This is a genomic window from Legionella nigrisilvae, assembly GCF_977063395.2.
Genome location: NZ_CDRUGZ020000021.1, coordinates 340905 through 358621 on the forward strand (window position 1 = coordinate 340905; position 17717 = coordinate 358621).

Sequence of the window (17717 nt, forward strand, 5' to 3'; positions counted from 1 at the left end):
CAAGTTACTTTGTTTCGTCTTTAAGTTTTTTACGACGAATAAGTTCTGCTTCTGAGGGTTTATCCTGTGCGAAAGACCCTACCCTAACCTCTCCTGCTCGCGCATAAGAGGCAACAATAACCCCACTTGGGGAAACTCCACTTTCCAACAATTTGAACCCAGCCGGGAGCGTACCTTTATCAAATAGACGTTTGCCACCTCCAAGCGTGATAGGAAATATTTTTAGCCAAAATTCATCGATGAGGTCCTGCTCCAGAAGTGTTTGAATAAGAATACCGCTACCATAAATTTGCAATTCAGGCCCGTCCTCCGCTTTAAGCCTTCTAATTTCTTCATTAATGTTTTCATTGATAAGTACAGAATTCGGCCAACTAAGAGTCCCAAGCGTTGTCGAGACAACGTATTTTTTTACACGATTGAATTTATCTGCGATCGGGTCATCTTTTATAGGGCCAATAAGCAGCGAATATCTCATAGGTTTTTCTGCCAAGCAATAAATCAAAGGGGTGTCCCATTTGTTTGTCCATCACTTTGCCAAGGAACTCCTCAAAATAAGGAAAGACCCAGCCTCCATGTTTAAATCCTCCCGTGGGATCTTCTTCTGGGCCGCCAGGAGCCTGCATGACTCCGTCAAGAGTTATAAATGATAAAACAACTATCTTTCTCATACTATTTTCCCTCATAACCTAATGAGAATACGACATTGAATTTCCTTAGATATATCATTAATTCTTATCTATGGAAACTTGGTTTTCGCAGCGTCAATATCGATTTCTAGAAAATTATTAATTTTAATTATTGCTGGACTTACAGGCTTTGAAAACTGAATATCAATATTAGTTTCTGCATTAGTTGCTGAATTGATTTCTGAAGTTCTAGTTACTGTAGTTTCTTCGCTTAGTTCCAAAGGGATCTTCTCTGCACTTGTTTTTTCTGAAGTTAAATAAAATATCATGTATTGTAAGGTTGCTTTAATCGATAATTCTTCATAAATTCTTAAATACAAGTATAAACCTTGTAAATATCCGTCAACATGGTGACCAATTTGGGCGTGACAAAAAATACAAGGCTCTACCAGACTGATCGTAAAATGCATGATCATTTTTTTGATCATTTTTCCTGCCGGATTTACTGTCGTGGTTATCGTTTCTGTAAAAAGTTTTTGGTAAATATAAAAGGTCTTGTCTTGTTCAGGGTCATAATAAACACCTTTCCAAAATTCTCCCTCTTCAAAATCAGCATCTTTAATTAAGTCATTACCATACAAGAGTTCAACTAGGTATTTTAAATGCTCAAATTTACCAGGCTTGCAGTATTGAATCGTCACAATTTTATCTTTCTCAATCGCGATCTCCTTGCCGTTTATTTTGAACGCCAATAAGGCTGTTTTGTTCAATAACTTATCTTCAGGAATTTTAACTTCAAAGAACCCATTTTCCTCGACATCAGAAAACTCTAATGGAATAAATTGAACCGGTTTGTTAATGGTCACATCTTTAATATTAATCTTCTCCACATGAAGATAAATACCCTGGGTACTGCTGGTTAAACCGAAATTGGACTTAACACGGGGTATTTTATCAATGGATCTTTGAGGATTATTCGGATCTTGAACTTGTTCCCAAATATCAAATGGCGCATTAACAAATTCAATGCCAATGGCTCTGCTATTAGTAATTTCCCCATGAGGAACATTGGCCGCGATATCAACCATTTGAAAGATAGTTCCTTTGTTATCCTTAATATTGCCAATCAAAAAGTGTGCGGGCACATTGAAAGCAGCTGAAGCATCCATGTTCATACCGGCTGTTTCGTGTAAAAGAATTTGCGTAGGTCTGCCGGCTCCTCTGGTAGATAAGCTTTGTAAGTTAGAATTTTTCCAATTTTTAAAATTAATATTCGTATCAGTAATGGGATATTCTTCAGTAAAAGCAACCAATGTATTTTCATTAGCCGGTTTATATTCAGAATATTTTCTTTGCGTTACCTTATTGGTGGCATTACTCCATACCAGTGCTGATTCACTTTCTACTGAAATAACATAATTGCTATCTACTTTTAATGGACGATCGTTATCAATTGGAAAGTCCGTGATATTAGGCTGATTTCTATGAAGTTCGATATACCGTTGAGCAAGAGTACCATGAACTTCAAATACTTCCGGATTTTTGGTCATATCATAATTTTTCTTATTAAAGAAAAAAACAACATAGTGGCGATCAATTGCTGACGTATTTTCATAGGAATCCACTCTAAAATATCCTGATTTTGAAATCAGATTAATTACATCATCTTTTATAAAATGCTTCCCCGAGGAAAAAAACTCATTTTCAGCATCATCAAAAGCATTGCTGACTTCCTCGCCATAATTATCCATTTGACGAACAGCAGGTGCTACTGGGCCGACCATAATCGAATTCCCCTCTTTTAAATCAACTTAAATCACGACTCAATTGTGCTCTATAAAACTTTCAAAAAATAAATAACTTGTTTATACCGGAGGTTCCTGTCTTCCCGTAAGAGGATTATAAGTGACCTTAACGGGTACTACCTGATCCGTAGGCAGTATTTCTATCCATTGATCAAACACCTGAAAATTTCTATCAGGATTATTGGGATCAGGATTCCCGGGATCATAACGAAAGCTTCCTTGCAGAGGATAAAAGCCATATTCATAGACTTTATCAATCGGGGTTGCTGAAACTTTATCATCATCATGAATTTCTGCCCCTTTAGGATAATGATCCGTTTTATTGGATTCTTCATGTTTTTGTGCAACTTGAGTACACAAAAAGCGAATGGCATCATTAATAGTTACTTGGGTATGGGATCCTACTTCATCCGCCGGATCAATCGCCAATAATTTAGCTTTGATTTCGTCCAATTCAGATTGTGGTGCGGCATATGCAGCATCCAAACCATCAGCCCCTTCCACATTGACATTTTTTAACCAATTTATCGCTGCACGTTCTTTGCCGGGACGAATGGGGATAACTGCCTTTACCCAAGGCGCATTGAGAAATGCATTTCGCAAATTATCTCCATCCAATTGCAATAACCATCCAAGAGAACTTCCCATTGGCGCGGGTTGTGACTTATCAGTAATTAAATAATTATCTTCTCTTGCCACATTATCTGACCAATTTACCGAGTCCGCGGTCAAACTTTGAAAATCACCTACTCCCAAATATTGACTGAATTTTTTACGTGGTTTCCACCATTCAGGAGCAACAAAATAAAGCATTTTATTGACATCAAAAATAGAATTAATTAATTCGGATAATACATGTAAGGTTTTAGGTTCTGTTTTTACCTGATAATGAATATCGGTCATCAAGGATTTAATCAAACGACGATAAACAATAATACGTTCTTCTTCTCGTAAATCTTCATATTTACGTTTGGTAATATTGCTCGCCATCTCGATTCGTTCTTTAGCAGCGGCCAGAAAAGCTTGTCGCGTTTTCTCAGCATTAGCAATATCAATATCAACGGCTGCAGCCTTTTTGGACGCATTACTTGCAGCAATTTCAGCAAGTTTTGCTGCTGAGGTAGTGTAATGCAGTGTCCCTCCTACAACAAAATCAATTCGCTCATCCCATTCCAATCCGTCTGGTGCAGTGATAACCCCTATTTCAATTTGTGAAAAATCTGGAGTAAATTTGCCATTAAAAGCCCAAATTGCATTTTCAGAATCTTCACCACTATGTGAGACATATTTAATATTAATATAACGATCAGGATAATTTGATTTTTGCAGTTCAAAACCATCAGGAGGAGGTGGAACTTGAAAAGTAGTCAAGGGAACAAATCCTAATTCAGGAAAATCTTTATTATTCTTTCTGTTATCACCAAAATCCCAAACAGCTTGCGCAGTAAAATTAGTTGATGTATCCGGAGGAGGTACAGTTTCTGTTATGACTGGTTTAGGAATTAAATCAGCAGGCTTGGCAATATGCACTAATGTAGACAATCCTAAATCCTCACCGGGTTCATCGACAAAAGTTTCCCAACATAAAAAACTACCAATATCCTGAACCTGTACCCCCACCTGACGCATTTTTCTACGTAATTCATAATTAATCAAATCAGGGGTATTATTGGATAGAACATAACGTTTGCTAGAAGTATTCATTTCTTCAGTGATGGTTTTAAAGGTAGATTTGAAATTTTCCCGAATTTCTGAAGAAAGTTTTTGCGTTTGTTCACGCATTTTTTTATGCGTTGTTTCTCGTGCTGTCTGTTGCGTTCTATCCATATTTAAACTACCCGTAGCAGAAGCACTGCCCGTTCCCCATGATTGGTTAACAGTAGTTGAAAAACCTAATTTTAAATCGTTTTTATTCTCCTGTTTTACAGCTTCGCTGATTTCATCTTGATCAGTGGTGCTTTTTTCCGTCTTTGTAATCGATTCATATTCAGTTTCATATGTTTTTTCAGTAATTGTTTTCCGTGTACTCATTTCAATGAGCTCTACTGTGGATCCTGGGGCTAACCAAACATGACCTGTCGGTGAGCCAAGAAACGTATCAAATTCAAAAAAATACTGTCGAAATAAGTGTACGATACCTAACGGTGATAAAGAGACATTATCGATATCTTTTTTAGGATCAAACGTCAGGTAGGGGTCTTTGTAATCCTCAGAATAGTTCTTTACAATGGCCCAAAATGCTTCCTTGCTGTTGTATTTGGCATTGGAATAAAATATTTTATTCAATGGAGCAACAGATTGATTATTAACCAATTCCATAATAACTCTTGCAATAATCGATTCAATTTTCAATTGAGTAACAAGTTGCTGATAAAGATCTTCCTTACGTTGCATAACCCGTTGAAATTGTCCGTCATTCGTCTCGCCGGGATTCGATCTTAAAGTACCAACCCGCTCACATTTATCATGGAATTCTTCCTTATAATAGTTGAAAACATGTTCATGAAGGATACGTTTTAAATCATTATCCGCAATAAACTGACGCCATTCATCAACATTTTTAACTATTTTTTTTTGTAATCTTCTACGCAGCTCTTGTAATAAAATGGAGCGTTGATTAAACAATTTACCCGAAGGTGAGAACTCCCCCAAATCAAAATGAGGATTTTCTAACAGGCAACTCCGTAAATCAACGTCTGCTATGGATGTTTCACTTACAAAATGTTTCGTCAGCTGATCCAGCAAAAATTCATTTTGTAACTGGGCAAATTTCTCTATACGCTTCAATATTCTTTTTGATTTCCAGCCAATTAATGGTTGATATACTCCAAACATTTCACTCGAATAAGGAAGAATATTCTTGAATTGATCATAATTGGTTATTTTTTTCATGCTGATAATCCTCCATGATTAATCGCATTACTTATGGGTTGGACAACTTATTTGTGGTATCCTATCCATTAAAATTAGTTCAAAATAATTCCATTTTCCACACTTTTTAAGCTAAATTCAGAATTTATCTGAAATCTTTCGATCCAAAGTTTCAATCCAATTACTAGGACTTTCTACTTTGCTTCTTCTAAGATGATAAAAACTATGCAAATGCCCAGGTAATTTGTCCACCTATTGCAGTTGTTTGGGTATGGGTATGTCCTTTAAGAGCAGTCAACGGAGTGATAAGGTTCACTGACATCGGGTTAAAGAACGAATGTCCCACCCCAACATCATATCCTAAGTGCTCATCTTGTTGATAATGAGCCCCTACAGCCAAAATGGTAGCGCTACCCACAGGATCAGCAATACCCCTGTCTCTATCATTTGAGGGAGTGCTCATAAATTGAAGCCCGCCACGGAATAATATTTTTTCAGTTGCCTTATATGTAGCCCCAACTGCATAATCAAAACAATTGTGATAATTAAAAGGAATTGTAACTGGAAGTGTTATTCCCATCGGCGTTTGCGTATTTTCCATGGTTATTTGTTTAAAGGTACTCCAATGGGTGTAAAAGACAGTGGCCATTCCTGTCCAACGTTTTGTGAAATCATGTTGCAAACTCAATTCGCCTCGGGCGGGTAAAGCCGCTTTTGTTTTTTGTTGATTGGTACTGAAAACGACAACTTCGGGTCCTACTGCAGGTGCATGAACCGTACTATCTCCCGTTGTAGTAAGGGAGATTCTAGAATAATAGCTTAAACCAATCCGGGTTTCGGGTGAAAAATCAAATAAAGCCCCCCCATGCCAGCCATACCCCCAGCCACTTAAATGATTTTCTAGTCTTGAATCAAAAGGAAAAGAAACAGGAGGGCCATACATATTATTTAGGGTGAATGACAGATGCAGCGCATCGAATCCCGCTCCAAGAGAAAAACGATCGGTTATTTTTACCCCTAAGCTTGGACCTGCATCAATTCCCACAACTTGAGCACGCGTAGTAGCATAACGCGCTATAGCGGAACGTGTAGAACCATAATTCGTACCCAATCCAAATGGAGTCGTTAAATTAAAACCAAAAGAAAGGCGCTGGTTTAAAGGGGCAGAATAATAAAATGAAGGCAGAAAAGCCTTAATTTGGCTCTTTGCCTCACCAGATTGAACGACAGGGAATGGAAAGGGAAATGTTGGGGTCGTTGCAGTTCCTGTGAATCGAGCCGTGCCTATTATACCCAATGCATTACCGACTATTTGTTGATGAGTCAGTTTAACTAGCCCCGCCGGATTTGTATACGCCGTACTCGCATCACTGGCTGCAGTAGCCCAATCGGCATAAGCCACTCCTAATCCTGCCGTGTTCACAAAAGGCAGATTAAAATCGGACGTCGCTAAGACTGGTGAAGCCATGAAGAATGAAGAAAGCGTTAGGTATAAATGAGACCGACGCACGTTTTACTCCTTTAAATTTTACTATCCCTTAGTAAATTGATAATTAGTTCTATTTCTTCTGTCATCGGCCTACAGTGTTCTATTCTTGGAGAATACTGACGAACCGTGTGATAGATAGATTGAGCTTTTTTACTTGCTTTTTCAATACCCCGTAACTCAAGTGCCTGTGTTGCAGCGAGAAACAAAATTGCGGTGAGACGTTCCAAATTAGCAACTGATTCTTGAAAATCAAAAGCAGCATGAGTTCCTAAACTATTCACATCCTGATTATCACCCTCCGTAGGTAAAGTAAATGACTGATGTGATTGGGCAAATTTACGATTTTGTACTGCAAGTGCTGCTGACAACAACTGCATGGAACGAAAGCCATTATGCGTTTCTGGATTTGGTACTAAATTCACTGGTAAATTATGATTCTTGCGGGGATGAACTAAGTTTGCAAGGAGTGCATGCATCCATGTAGAAGCCTGGGCAATATTCATTTTTAAAATATCACACGCATCCGTGATATAATAGCCCATAAAATTTGCACTATGATGAATATTATTCGCAGCAACATCAATGACAGGATTATCATTAACAGAGTTCATTTCATTTTCTATCCATCGAATCGCACGTTCTAAGTTTTCTTGAAATGGGCCAAATCCTTGAGGAACCGAACGAATAGAATAATAATCTTGCACTGGTTTATAGGTATAATCGGTTGTGCGCAATTCATCTAAATCGGTCAATAACTGACTTCCTTCCCAGAAGTCAATAAAAAATTGATTAATGGCCGTTTCGCCTTTTTGATTTTTCAGTTGATGCACCATTGGATGATAAGCACTACTTATTACCAGTAAAGACTCTAAGGTCATCGCAATTGCCGCTAACATTTGTTTGAATAACCGATGTAAGTCATAAACTGCCAAACTCGCGATTGCAGTCATAAAGGATGTACCATTAATGAGAGCAAGACCATCGCGCATGACAGGTTTATAAGCCTTAAGTCCAGCTAATTGAATTGCCTCCGGTGCCCGCATTACTTTATTTTGATAAATTACCGCAACGGGTTCTCCAATAAGCGCTGCAGCAATCATGGAAAGAGGAATCAGATCACCACTGGCGCCAATAGAACCATAACACCGAACCACAGGAGTAATACCCGCATTTAGAAAATCTAACAACGCGTTAATCAGGGCGGGATGCACCCCTGAATAGCCTTGCGCCAGACAATGGGCGCGCAGCATCATCGTCACACGAACGATATGAGGTGCGACAATTGCTCCCAAGCCGCAAGAAAGAGAGCGAATAATGTTTTCTTGTCGCTCATTAATTGATTCATAGTAATCCAGTTCTTCAGTATCTTTTATAGCGGCGTCGATATAGCGAACCTGATCCCCAAAATTTGTATTAACACCATAAATGGGAATTCTCGAATCAACATGAATTTTCAAAAATTGATATGAAGCTTCGATGACTTCAGTAGCCTGGGGTGGTAAAGCAACCGCAGATGAATAATGTGACACTGCTTGCGAAGAAGCAATGGTCAAGCGACAACCCTGGCCAATCGTGACAAGGGACAGGTCTTTTTCACTCGTGTTCGCTGTAGATATGTTGGAAGGATCAAGTAACTTTAAATGTTCCAAGCTTAACTCCATTTCTCATAAAATTCATCATGAATTGAACTTAGTGTGTTCTTTTTTGGAATACTTTTCAATAAAAACTTAATACTTTATTTTGAACGAGGCTTTAAGAAACCTAGGTGGGATATATCTCTTCACCTAGGTCAGCCTTATAACTAGAATGGCAACTCAAGTTTGGCATCCAATAAATGCATCTGTTTTTTGAACAACTCCTGAATTTGTTCCAAATTATGTTCATCTTCCGCTTCAAAACGAGCAACGAGACAAGGGGTGGTATTCGAGGCACGCAATAGCCCCCAACCCTTATCAAATTCCACACGTAACCCATCAATGGCAATAACACGTGCTTGAGGCGGAAATTCTGCCATTTCATTAAATCGTTTCATAAACTGGAATTTTTCATCATCCGCAATGGCAATTTTTAATTCCGGAGTATTAACACTATTAGGAATTACTTCAAATTGTTCACTTACGGTCTTATTCGAAGCACTAAAAATTTCGAGCAACCGACAAGCACTGTAGAGTGCATCATCAAATCCATACCAACGATCTTTAAAAAACAAATGGCCACTCATTTCCCCAGCCAAGGCGGCTCCTTCTTGTTTCATGATGTGCTTCACAATGGAATGACCAGTAGGACACATTTTTGCTACACCGCCCGCCTCTTTGATTACCGATTCTAAATGACTGGAGCATTTCACATCAAACACTATAGTAGCTCCGGGACGGCGTGTTAATAATTCCCGAGCATAAAGCATCATCAAACGATCAGGCCAAATCATTTCCCCTTTGTTCGTGACCAACCCGACTCGATCGGCATCGCCATCAAAAGCTAAACCCAAATCTGCTTTATGTATTGCTACCGCAGCTTTCAGATCAGCTAAATTAGCCTCGACAGTGGGATCAGGATGATGATTAGGAAAGTGCCCATCCACATCGCAATAAAGCTCAACCACCTCACAGCCTAATTCACGAAGCACTTGAGGTACAACAGGACCAGCGATACCGTTCCCGCAATCAACTACGACTTTTAAAGGGCGTTTAATTTTTATATCACTTATAATCCGTTCTTTGTAAGTAGGCAATATATCGAATGCGACATCTTTACCTTGGCCAGTGATGCGTTTTCCTTCATGAACCATCCGATACAAGACATCAATATCTTCTTGCATTAAAGTCTTACCCAACAACACCATTTTGATGCCATTGTAATTCGCCGGATTGTGACTTCCGGTTACCATCAATCCACAATCGATACTTTGAGTATGAACAGCAAAATACATCACCGGGGTAGGAACGGCCCCTAAATCAAGTACTTCAATTCCGCTATCGAGTAATCCTTGTTTTAAAGCTGAAGACATAGCCAAACTGGTAAGGCGACCATCTCGTGCCAAAAAAATTTGCTGACGTTGTAAATCACGTAAATAACAGGCTAACGCCAATCCAATACTGTAGAACGCATTTTCATCCAATTCCTGGCCAATTATGCCTCTAATATCATAAGCCCTAAATACAGAGCGAGAAACTTGCTTTTGCTGATAGTTCATTTTAATGCCTCCCCGAACTACCAAACCCACCATCCCCTCTAGAGGTTTCAGTAAATTCAGCAACTAATTCAAAAGCTGCTTGTACAACTGGAATAAAAACCAATTGCGCAATACGCTCTCCAGGGTTCACAGTGAAATGCTCCATTCCTCTGTTCCAACACGAAATCTTAAGTTCCCCTTGGTAATCAGAATCAATCAGTCCAACTAAATTACCCAAAACGATACCATTTTTATGTCCTAAACCCGAACGGGGTAAAATGACAGCCGCTAATTTGGGATCAGCAATATAAATGGACAGACCGGTTGGCAACAGCACAGTCTCTTGCGGTGCAATTTGAATCGGCTCATTCATACAAACACGCAAATCGAGCCCGGCTGAACCATCGGTCGCATAAGTAGGCAACGGAATTGTGTCTCCTATTCGAGCATCAAGAATTTTTAATTGAATCGCTTGCGTCATAATTTTTCCTATTAACATTAATGCGCATCATTTTGCAGAGTTGCAGCAATGATTGCAATGATTTGTCCTGCCAATCGCGTTTTATGGGTTAAGGGCAGCTCGATTTGTTTGCTTTTTGTAATCAAAGAAACTTGATTCACCTCACTTTCAAATCCAAGTCCTTTGCCTACTGCGTTAGCCACGATCATATCCAGTTTTTTATGCTGTAATTTTTCGGTGGCATAATGTAAAACATCCGTTGTTTCCGCAGCAAATCCAACTACATAAGACGCCTTAGCTGAATCCACAACACGACTTAAAATATCAGGATTCTTTATCAATTTTAGTGTCATTTCATCTTGATTTTTTTTCTTTATTTTCTCAGAAGCTGGTGACTCAACCCGATAATCGGCAACAGCAGCTGTTCCTATATATATACCATCTGCTGGCATTTCCCGCATTACAGCATCCAGCATTTCCTGTGCAGACTCCACTTGAATCCGCTTTATGGTCGCCGATGCCTGTAAAGAACTTGGCCCACTAATCAAAGTAACTTGTGCTCCAGCCATTGCAGCAGCTTCTGCTAGCGCATAGCCCATTTTTCCAGAGCTGTAATTGCTGATATAGCGCACTGGATCTATGGATTCACGGGTGGGTCCAGCAGTTACCAGTACTTTTTTTCCTGCTAACAACTGATGGACCTCATGTAAACGTAAAGCACTCATGATTTGTTCCACTTCACTTACCCGCCCAAAACCTTGTTCACCACACGCTTGAGAACCTTCTTCAGGCCCCACAAAAATAACACCGCGTGTCTGTAATAGCTTACAATTGGCTTGGGTCGCGGGATGAGCCCACATACTGCGATTCATAGCGGGACAAACCAGTACGGGAACTTCGGCTACAAGATATAAAGTAGAGAGCAAATCATCAGCGATACCTTGTGCTATTTTGGCAAGACAATTGGCAGAAGCGGGTGCAATTACCAAATAATCGGCCCAACGCGCCAATTCAATATGTCCCATAGCCCGCTCTGCCTGGGCATCAAATAAATTCGTACGTACCTCATTTCCTGATAAAGCTTGCATGAGTAAGGGACTAACAAATTCCTGGGCCGATTGGGTCATCACCACTTTAACCTCGGCACCGGCTCGAGTTAACTCTCGAATCAGGTAAGCTGATTTATATGCGGCGACCCCACCACAAATCCCAAGAAGTACTTTTTTCCCAATAAAATCTTGCATGGTTCAACATTTTTGATAAGAATAGCCTCGATCAAAGCATAAACTTCGCAATAAAGGAATAGAAAAATGACGATCGTCCAATCAACACGGCAGTTAGATCTGCGTGAAAAATTGCTTACCCATGGTGCACAAAGTCTTTCAGACCCAGAGTTACTCGCAATTTTTATCAGTTCGGGCAGTAATAAAAAATCCTGTGTTCAATTAGCATTTGATCTCCTCAAGCATTTGGGGGATTTACGCGCCATTCTTAATGCAGATAAACAGAGTTTCAAGCAGATACATGGTTTGGGAGACGTACGCTATGCCCAATTACAAGCAGTCAAAGAAATGTGCCGTCGCAGTGATTACATTCAATTGCAAAAAGACACCCAAATCACCAACAGCAAACAAACCTATGCTTATTTAAAAAAGCGGATGCGCGATTATAAAAATGAAACTTTTGCAGCTCTTTTTCTGGATAATCAACATCGCATCATAGCTTATGAAGAACTTTTTTCTGGCACAATCAATACCGCAACGATTCATCCCAGACCCATCATAGAACGTGTCTTACAACATAATGCTGCCGCCATCATCCTTGCTCACAACCATCCATCAGGTCTATCTGATGCAAGTCATCAAGATATTGTCGTCACCGAACGTATCAAAGAGGCCCTTGAATTAGTTGATGCTCGCTTACTTGATCATTTAATCATTGGTGACAATGAAGTGTACTCTATCTTCGCCGAAAGCAAATCAATATGCTGTAATTAAACCCCAGGTGGGGTCATGCAAAGCTTGGGATGAAACAAGGAAAGTAGAGAATTTATGAAGGAAAAGAGCTGAGCCCCAGAAGCAACGCTCAAGAGAACGTAGAGAAGGCAGCTACCATCTGATCTCACGCCTACAGAATCCCAAGGTATGCTCAGCAATTGTATGCAGATTGCGCCTCTTTCATCTGTTGTCGCTCTGAAAATTCTCGCAATTGCTCTTTAGAAATCGTAATTTGATATTTTTCATCCGAATGGTAATTAGTCTCAATAATAAACGTAAATTTTTTATTTTCATTTACCGGCTTATCCGGTTCGTAAGGGGTTATTTTTTCAACCAAGTGATATCCGTCATGCAAGGATTTGCCAAAATTGTGGGTATGACCAAAACCTATCTCCTCACTGAGTGTTTGTATACTTAATCCAGCTAAATACTTTACTGCCAAATCGAGATCGCCTTCTGTAACTTCCGATTGACGCACTTCAGAAAATTTTTCTTTAAACGAATTGCTTTTATCTTGGGTATTTCCTTCCATTGAGGAGGGAAAATGGTGTCGTTGCAACGATTGGAGTTTGGAAAATAATTCTGTATTTCGTGAGGAGGTGTGGGTAATATTCCTTTTTATAAAACTAGTACTGCGCTCACTTTTTATAAAGTCACAATCTTTTTGTTGAACAACAACATTAGCTATTTTATCAATATGGGAAATTGATTTACCGACATGCGTACTCATTGTATCGAGTATTTTACCAAGTGTCAGGGGTTGACTGGGTTCGTACTTAGCATAATAACGCGCTATCTCTGTAGCTATATGAAAAGCTTTATCCTTGTCTGTTTTTAGACTCCTTTGATTCACCTCAAGTGCCTCAATAAAGGCTTTATTATATTTGTCTATTTCTTCTTGTTTTGGCTTTTCAAGTTCCATATTAAGCCGATAGTCCAGTGCATTGTAAAGATTTGCCTCATTTTGGAATTTGGTAAGAACAATATCTACGGTAGGACGGAATTTACGCAATATTTCACCAGCATAGGCCCATTCGTTAAGTGAGCTTTTACTTTCCCATGTATTCCCATGTATATGTGACATGACCCCATTATTAGCATAATAGGTATTTGCAATTTGATTTATTATTTTTATTTGACAATGCCATTCCTCTGGAACAGGGTAAGCACCAAGGGAAAATGCTTCTGTAAGTGATTGGTCGCCTGCAACTCCGCAGACATCAGACAAACGCATCAAATCAAGTGTGGTATCGTGAGTAAAGCGATTTCTTTGGAATACTCTAAACTCCCTACCCTCAGCATTTGTTTTATCTAAAATAATCTCTTTATGTGGCTTATCTGAGTCTTCAGTATAAAAAACAAGCTTGCTATATCCCAGTTGTTTTAACTTATCTTGAAAATCTTTGTCTTCTAAAGCCTCTAATACCACTTGATCCTTGTCGTTTTTATCGGAAGCACTTACAAAATAGTTTGCGTGTTTTCCTTCCTCAGTACTTGCCGCAAATACAGTGGCTGCTCTTTTATAAGAATAGGGGAAGTTATAATAGGAAAAAGCAAAACTGTTCTTTTTAAGAAAAACTGAGGCATCTCCACTCTCACTCCCTAACATTTGTTTTTTCAACAGGGGATCCAATCCGTTAAGAATTTTTGCTCGAGCTTCTAATTTGGCTGCAGGACTCAAACGTGAAAATTCTTTTAAATCAGATTCAATTAAAATACCAGGATAATCTTCTCCTACACCCACATTGCCACTTAAACTTATTATGGGTGACTTATAGTCCTTTTTCTCATAAAGTCCATATTCCCCAATAAAGATTTTGGGACAGGTATTTTTTTTATAATATTTGTTCAATGAGTCATCATAAATAGCTGTTTCTACGGCAAGTTGCGCACCCTCACATAACTCACGGAGTGCATAATGACTCGTCATTTGTGTGTTAACCGTTTTAATTTTAGGATGAGTGACTTGCTCTAAAAAGTCAGGCTCAATCTCGATTATTTTTTTTATTGAATCTGATCTTGCCAAAACGTAAACTGGAGCATCTGGATATTTTTTGGAGAGAAACTTAGCAATTTTAATTCCTAAAGATACATCACCATAACCATTTTGATCGATCATGTGTAATACTATTGGACCTTTAAAATCTGGTTTGCCTTTAAAATCAGGTTTAAAAATCTCTTCAGCTCGTATCATAATTGGAAACTACAAAAAAGCCCTATATGATTAATATTAGACCATCTTTGGATTCATTGTAGGTTGATTATGAATGATTTTGAGGGAAGAAAATGGAAATTTATGCTCTGTTAAAATCGAAAGAAATAATTTGTGAAATCTCAAATTGTGCTAAGGCTAAAGCCAATAAACGGTCAATACCTAAGGCCACTCCGCTGCAAGAAGGCAAGCCATGTTTTAAAGCTTGCAATAGGTATTGATCCGCCTCCACAGAGGGAAAACCCTTTTCCCTTCTTAGCATTTGGTCTTGAGTGAAACGATTTTCCTGGGCGGTAGCATCCGTCAACTCATGAAAGCCATTCGCTAACTCAACACCTTGGTAATAGACTTCAAAACGTTCGGCTACTCCCTGATTAATTTTTGCTAAAGCTGCTTGTGATTCCGGAAAATTATAGACCGCAACGGGAGCAGTTTCTTTACTCAAAAAAGGTTCTACAATATGACTCATCAGCAGAAATAAATATTGATCTCTATCTTCTTCTTGAGGAGCTAATACATTATCCAACTCATAACGTCTCAATATTTGCTTAAATTGTGTAATTGGAGCAGAGAATGGATCCACATCACATGCTTCAAGAAAAGCCTGTTGATACGTTTTTCTGATTAGAGGTTTAGATTGCATCACTATATGCAGGAAATCATCCATCTCATCCATGAGGGCATGATGATCTATGCCCAGTCGGTACCACTCTAACAAAGTAAACTCTGGATTATGCCATCGCCCCAGCTCATCATCACGAAAGACACGGGCGATTTGGAAAATAGAGCCGCTACCAGCAGCAAGCAATCGCTTCATATGATATTCAGGAGAGGTTTGTAAACAGTAGGATTTGCCACGAAAAGTGGCCTTTATGTTGCTAAGGTACACATCGGTTGTGCCATAACGCGCCATAATTGGAGTTTCAACTTCCAAATAGTCGCGCTCAGTAAAAAAAGAGCGTATCTTTGCTAATAATTTCGCCCGTTGACGCAAATGCTCGATCGGTGCGGAAGGTTGCCACATTAGTAAAATATTCCCAATTCCAGTCGAGCTGCTTCAGTCATTCTGTCTTGAGACCAAGGCGGCTCCCAAACTAACTCTACCGAACAATCGCGAACCCCTTCAACTTTATTGACGGCTTGTTCTACTGTTCCTGGAAAAGTTTGGGCAACAGGACAACCTGGGGTAGTTAAAGTCATGTGTATAACCACATGGGCTTCATCATCGATCAAAATATCGTAAATTAAACCCAAATCATAAATATTGACGGGAATTTCAGGATCATAGATCTCCCTAAGCGCATTAATAATAGCCTCTTTCAATAATTCCGGATCCTGTTTTTTCTTAAAACCAAACATAAAGTACCTGCGTTTTTTTGGTAACTGCACCCTAGGTTGCGGCTTTTAATAAACCATTACTCGGTTTTCACCACGTTATTGTCTTTATTCAATGCTGCTTCAAGAGTATGCCAAGCCAAAGTAGCACATTTTACCCGTGCCGGATAAGCTTTCACTCCTGCAAGAACTGTCAACTTATCCATATACAGTAACTGACTTTCCTCATTTTGCGTCAGCATATGGTGAAAACGATGAAACATCTCATGGGCTTCTTCTATGGTTTTGCCTTTTATGGAGTCAGTCATCAAAGAGGCCGAGGCTTGTGATATAGCACAACCACATCCTAAAAAACTCAATTCGGTAATCAAATTCGCTTCGATTTTGACATAAACGGTTAACTTATCCCCGCACAAAGGGTTAAAACCATTCGCCTGCACTGTCGCATCCTTCATTTCATAGTGATGACGCGGGTTGCGGTTGTGATCGATAATGATTTCTTGATAAAGTTCTCGTAATTCAGCGCTCATGCAAATACCTCTTTAACTCGATGTAATGCTTGTATGCATACATCAATTTCCTCTTTAGTATTATAAAATGCCAAGGAAATACGTGAAGTAGCAGCCACATTATAAAAATCCATCAAGGGCATAGCACAATGATGCCCACTGCGTATTGCAATTCCTTCACTGTCTAAAATAGTGCCAATATCATGCGCGTGAATGGTTCCATGTACAAAAGCGACCACAGGTACTTTTTGTTTGGCAGTTCCAATGAGGTTAAATCCACTTACAGAGCGAACCCCAGCAGTTGCATATTCGAGTAGTTCTTGTTCATATGCAAAGAGTGCTTCTTTATCTAACGACTCTAAATAATCGATTGCAGCGCCTAAGCCAATTGCTCCAGCAATATTAGGAGTACCTGCCTCAAATTTATAAGGTGGTGCCGCATATTCTGTGGCGTCAAAGGTAACGTAATTAATCATTTCGCCCCCCCCTTGATAGGGTGACATCGCCTCTAAAAGTTCTTCTTTGGCCCATAGAATACCAATACCCGTAGGACCATAGAGCTTATGTCCGGAGAACGCATAAAAATCACACCCTAAATCTTGTACGTCTACTGGAAAATGAGGGGCTGCTTGGGCTCCATCTAATAATACTTCGGCACCAAAATCATGGGCCATCTTAATCATTTCTTTAACTGGATTAATAGTACCTAAAGCATTAGAAGCATGGGAGATAGCAACAAATTTGGTATTTTTATTTAATTTTTTAGCAAACTCTTCCAACAAAATCTCGCCATCTAGAGAAATAGGTGCAACTTGCAGCTTGGCACCCGTTTTTTTGCATACCATTTGCCATGGAACAATATTGGAATGATGTTCCATGTGGGTGATTAATATTTCTTCATCAGGTAAAATACGTGGAGCAACTAAACTTTGGGCTACTAAATTAATTGCTTCAGTTGTTCCGCGTACGTAAATACATTCTCGGGGCGAGTTTGCATTTATAAATCGTTTCACTTTGGAACGTGCTGCTTCATAGCACTCAGTGGCTCTAACACTTAAAGTGTGTACACCGCGATGCACATTCGAATTGTCATGCTCATAATAACGAGAAATAGCCTCAATCACCGCTTTAGGCTTTTGTGATGTTGCGGCGTTATCAAAATAAATTAAATCAGAATCATTTACTTTTTGATGAAGTGTAGGGAAATCTCTCCGAATTGCCTGAATATCCAAAGCGTCCAT

The 17717-nt window shown here is 39.3% G+C and carries 15 protein-coding genes; 1 reads left to right on the forward strand and 14 read right to left on the reverse strand.

All coding sequences use genetic code 11. The features are described from left to right. Positions 1 to 4: 4 nt before the first annotated feature. The 9 genes from ACWTE2_RS12480 to coaBC form a co-directional block, all read right to left on the reverse strand. Positions 5 to 475, reverse strand: coding sequence for a dihydrofolate reductase family protein (locus ACWTE2_RS12480; protein WP_454785595.1), 471 nt, complete (start codon positions 473 to 475; stop codon positions 5 to 7). Beyond that, a complete protein-coding gene (locus ACWTE2_RS12485; RefSeq protein WP_454785596.1) occupies positions 438 to 668 on the reverse strand; it encodes a dihydrofolate reductase family protein in 231 nt (76 codons plus the stop codon). Before ACWTE2_RS12485 ends, ACWTE2_RS12480 begins: the two co-directional genes overlap by 38 nt. A 68-nt stretch (positions 669 to 736) precedes the next feature. After that, positions 737 to 2410, reverse strand: a complete 1674-nt coding sequence (locus ACWTE2_RS12490) for an N-acetylmuramoyl-L-alanine amidase (RefSeq protein ID WP_454785597.1) — start codon at positions 2408 to 2410, stop codon at positions 737 to 739. Between the two features lie 81 nt (positions 2411 to 2491). Continuing rightward, positions 2492 to 5323, reverse strand: a complete 2832-nt coding sequence (locus tag ACWTE2_RS12495) for a peptidoglycan-binding protein (protein ID WP_454785598.1) — start codon at positions 5321 to 5323, stop codon at positions 2492 to 2494. Between the two features lie 202 nt (positions 5324 to 5525). After that, a complete protein-coding gene (locus tag ACWTE2_RS12500; RefSeq protein ID WP_454785599.1) occupies positions 5526 to 6812 on the reverse strand; it encodes an OmpP1/FadL family transporter in 1287 nt (428 codons plus the stop codon). 11 nt (positions 6813 to 6823) lie between these two features. Then, on the reverse strand, positions 6824 to 8440 hold the full coding sequence (locus ACWTE2_RS12505; protein WP_454785600.1) for an HAL/PAL/TAL family ammonia-lyase: 1617 nt from the start codon (positions 8438 to 8440) through the stop codon (positions 6824 to 6826). A 152-nt stretch (positions 8441 to 8592) separates the two neighbouring features. After that, positions 8593 to 9984, reverse strand: a complete 1392-nt coding sequence (locus ACWTE2_RS12510; protein WP_454785601.1) for a phosphomannomutase/phosphoglucomutase — start codon at positions 9982 to 9984, stop codon at positions 8593 to 8595. Position 9985: 1 nt separating this feature from the next. Next, positions 9986 to 10444, reverse strand: coding sequence for a dUTP diphosphatase (gene dut, locus ACWTE2_RS12515; protein ID WP_454785602.1), 459 nt, complete (start codon positions 10442 to 10444; stop codon positions 9986 to 9988). A gap of 17 nt (positions 10445 to 10461) precedes the next feature. Continuing rightward, entirely contained in the window at positions 10462 to 11667 is a 1206-nt protein-coding gene (gene coaBC, locus ACWTE2_RS12520; protein ID WP_454785603.1) for a bifunctional phosphopantothenoylcysteine decarboxylase/phosphopantothenate--cysteine ligase CoaBC, read from the reverse strand. Between the two features lie 66 nt (positions 11668 to 11733). On the opposite strand from coaBC, the gene radC reads away from it, so the two are divergent. Then, the gene (radC, locus tag ACWTE2_RS12525; RefSeq protein ID WP_182392481.1) at positions 11734 to 12420 is read left to right on the forward strand and encodes a RadC family protein; all 687 of its coding nucleotides are present in this window, start codon (positions 11734 to 11736) and stop codon (positions 12418 to 12420) included. 151 nt (positions 12421 to 12571) lie between these two features. On the opposite strand, the gene ACWTE2_RS12530 is transcribed toward radC, so the two are convergent. The 5 genes from ACWTE2_RS12530 to ACWTE2_RS12550 form a co-directional block, all read right to left on the reverse strand. Next, positions 12572 to 14614: a hypothetical protein gene (locus tag ACWTE2_RS12530; RefSeq protein WP_454785604.1), complete on the reverse strand. Its 2043-nt coding sequence runs from the start codon at positions 14612 to 14614 to the stop codon at positions 12572 to 12574. A 100-nt stretch (positions 14615 to 14714) separates the two neighbouring features. Beyond that, a complete protein-coding gene (gene epmA, locus ACWTE2_RS12535) occupies positions 14715 to 15656 on the reverse strand; it encodes an elongation factor P--(R)-beta-lysine ligase (RefSeq protein ID WP_454785605.1) in 942 nt (313 codons plus the stop codon). Then, on the reverse strand, positions 15656 to 15991 hold the full coding sequence (locus tag ACWTE2_RS12540) for an SUF system Fe-S cluster assembly protein (RefSeq protein ID WP_182392478.1): 336 nt from the start codon (positions 15989 to 15991) through the stop codon (positions 15656 to 15658). The genes epmA and ACWTE2_RS12540 overlap by 1 nt, the downstream gene beginning before the upstream one ends. Before the next feature lie 56 nt (positions 15992 to 16047). Continuing rightward, entirely contained in the window at positions 16048 to 16497 is a 450-nt protein-coding gene (gene sufU, locus ACWTE2_RS12545; protein WP_454785606.1) for a Fe-S cluster assembly sulfur transfer protein SufU, read from the reverse strand. Then, positions 16494 to 17717 carry a cysteine desulfurase gene (locus tag ACWTE2_RS12550; protein ID WP_304599266.1) on the reverse strand — a complete coding sequence of 408 codons (1224 nt, stop codon included), beginning with the start codon at positions 17715 to 17717 and terminating at the stop codon, positions 16494 to 16496. Before ACWTE2_RS12550 ends, sufU begins: the two co-directional genes overlap by 4 nt.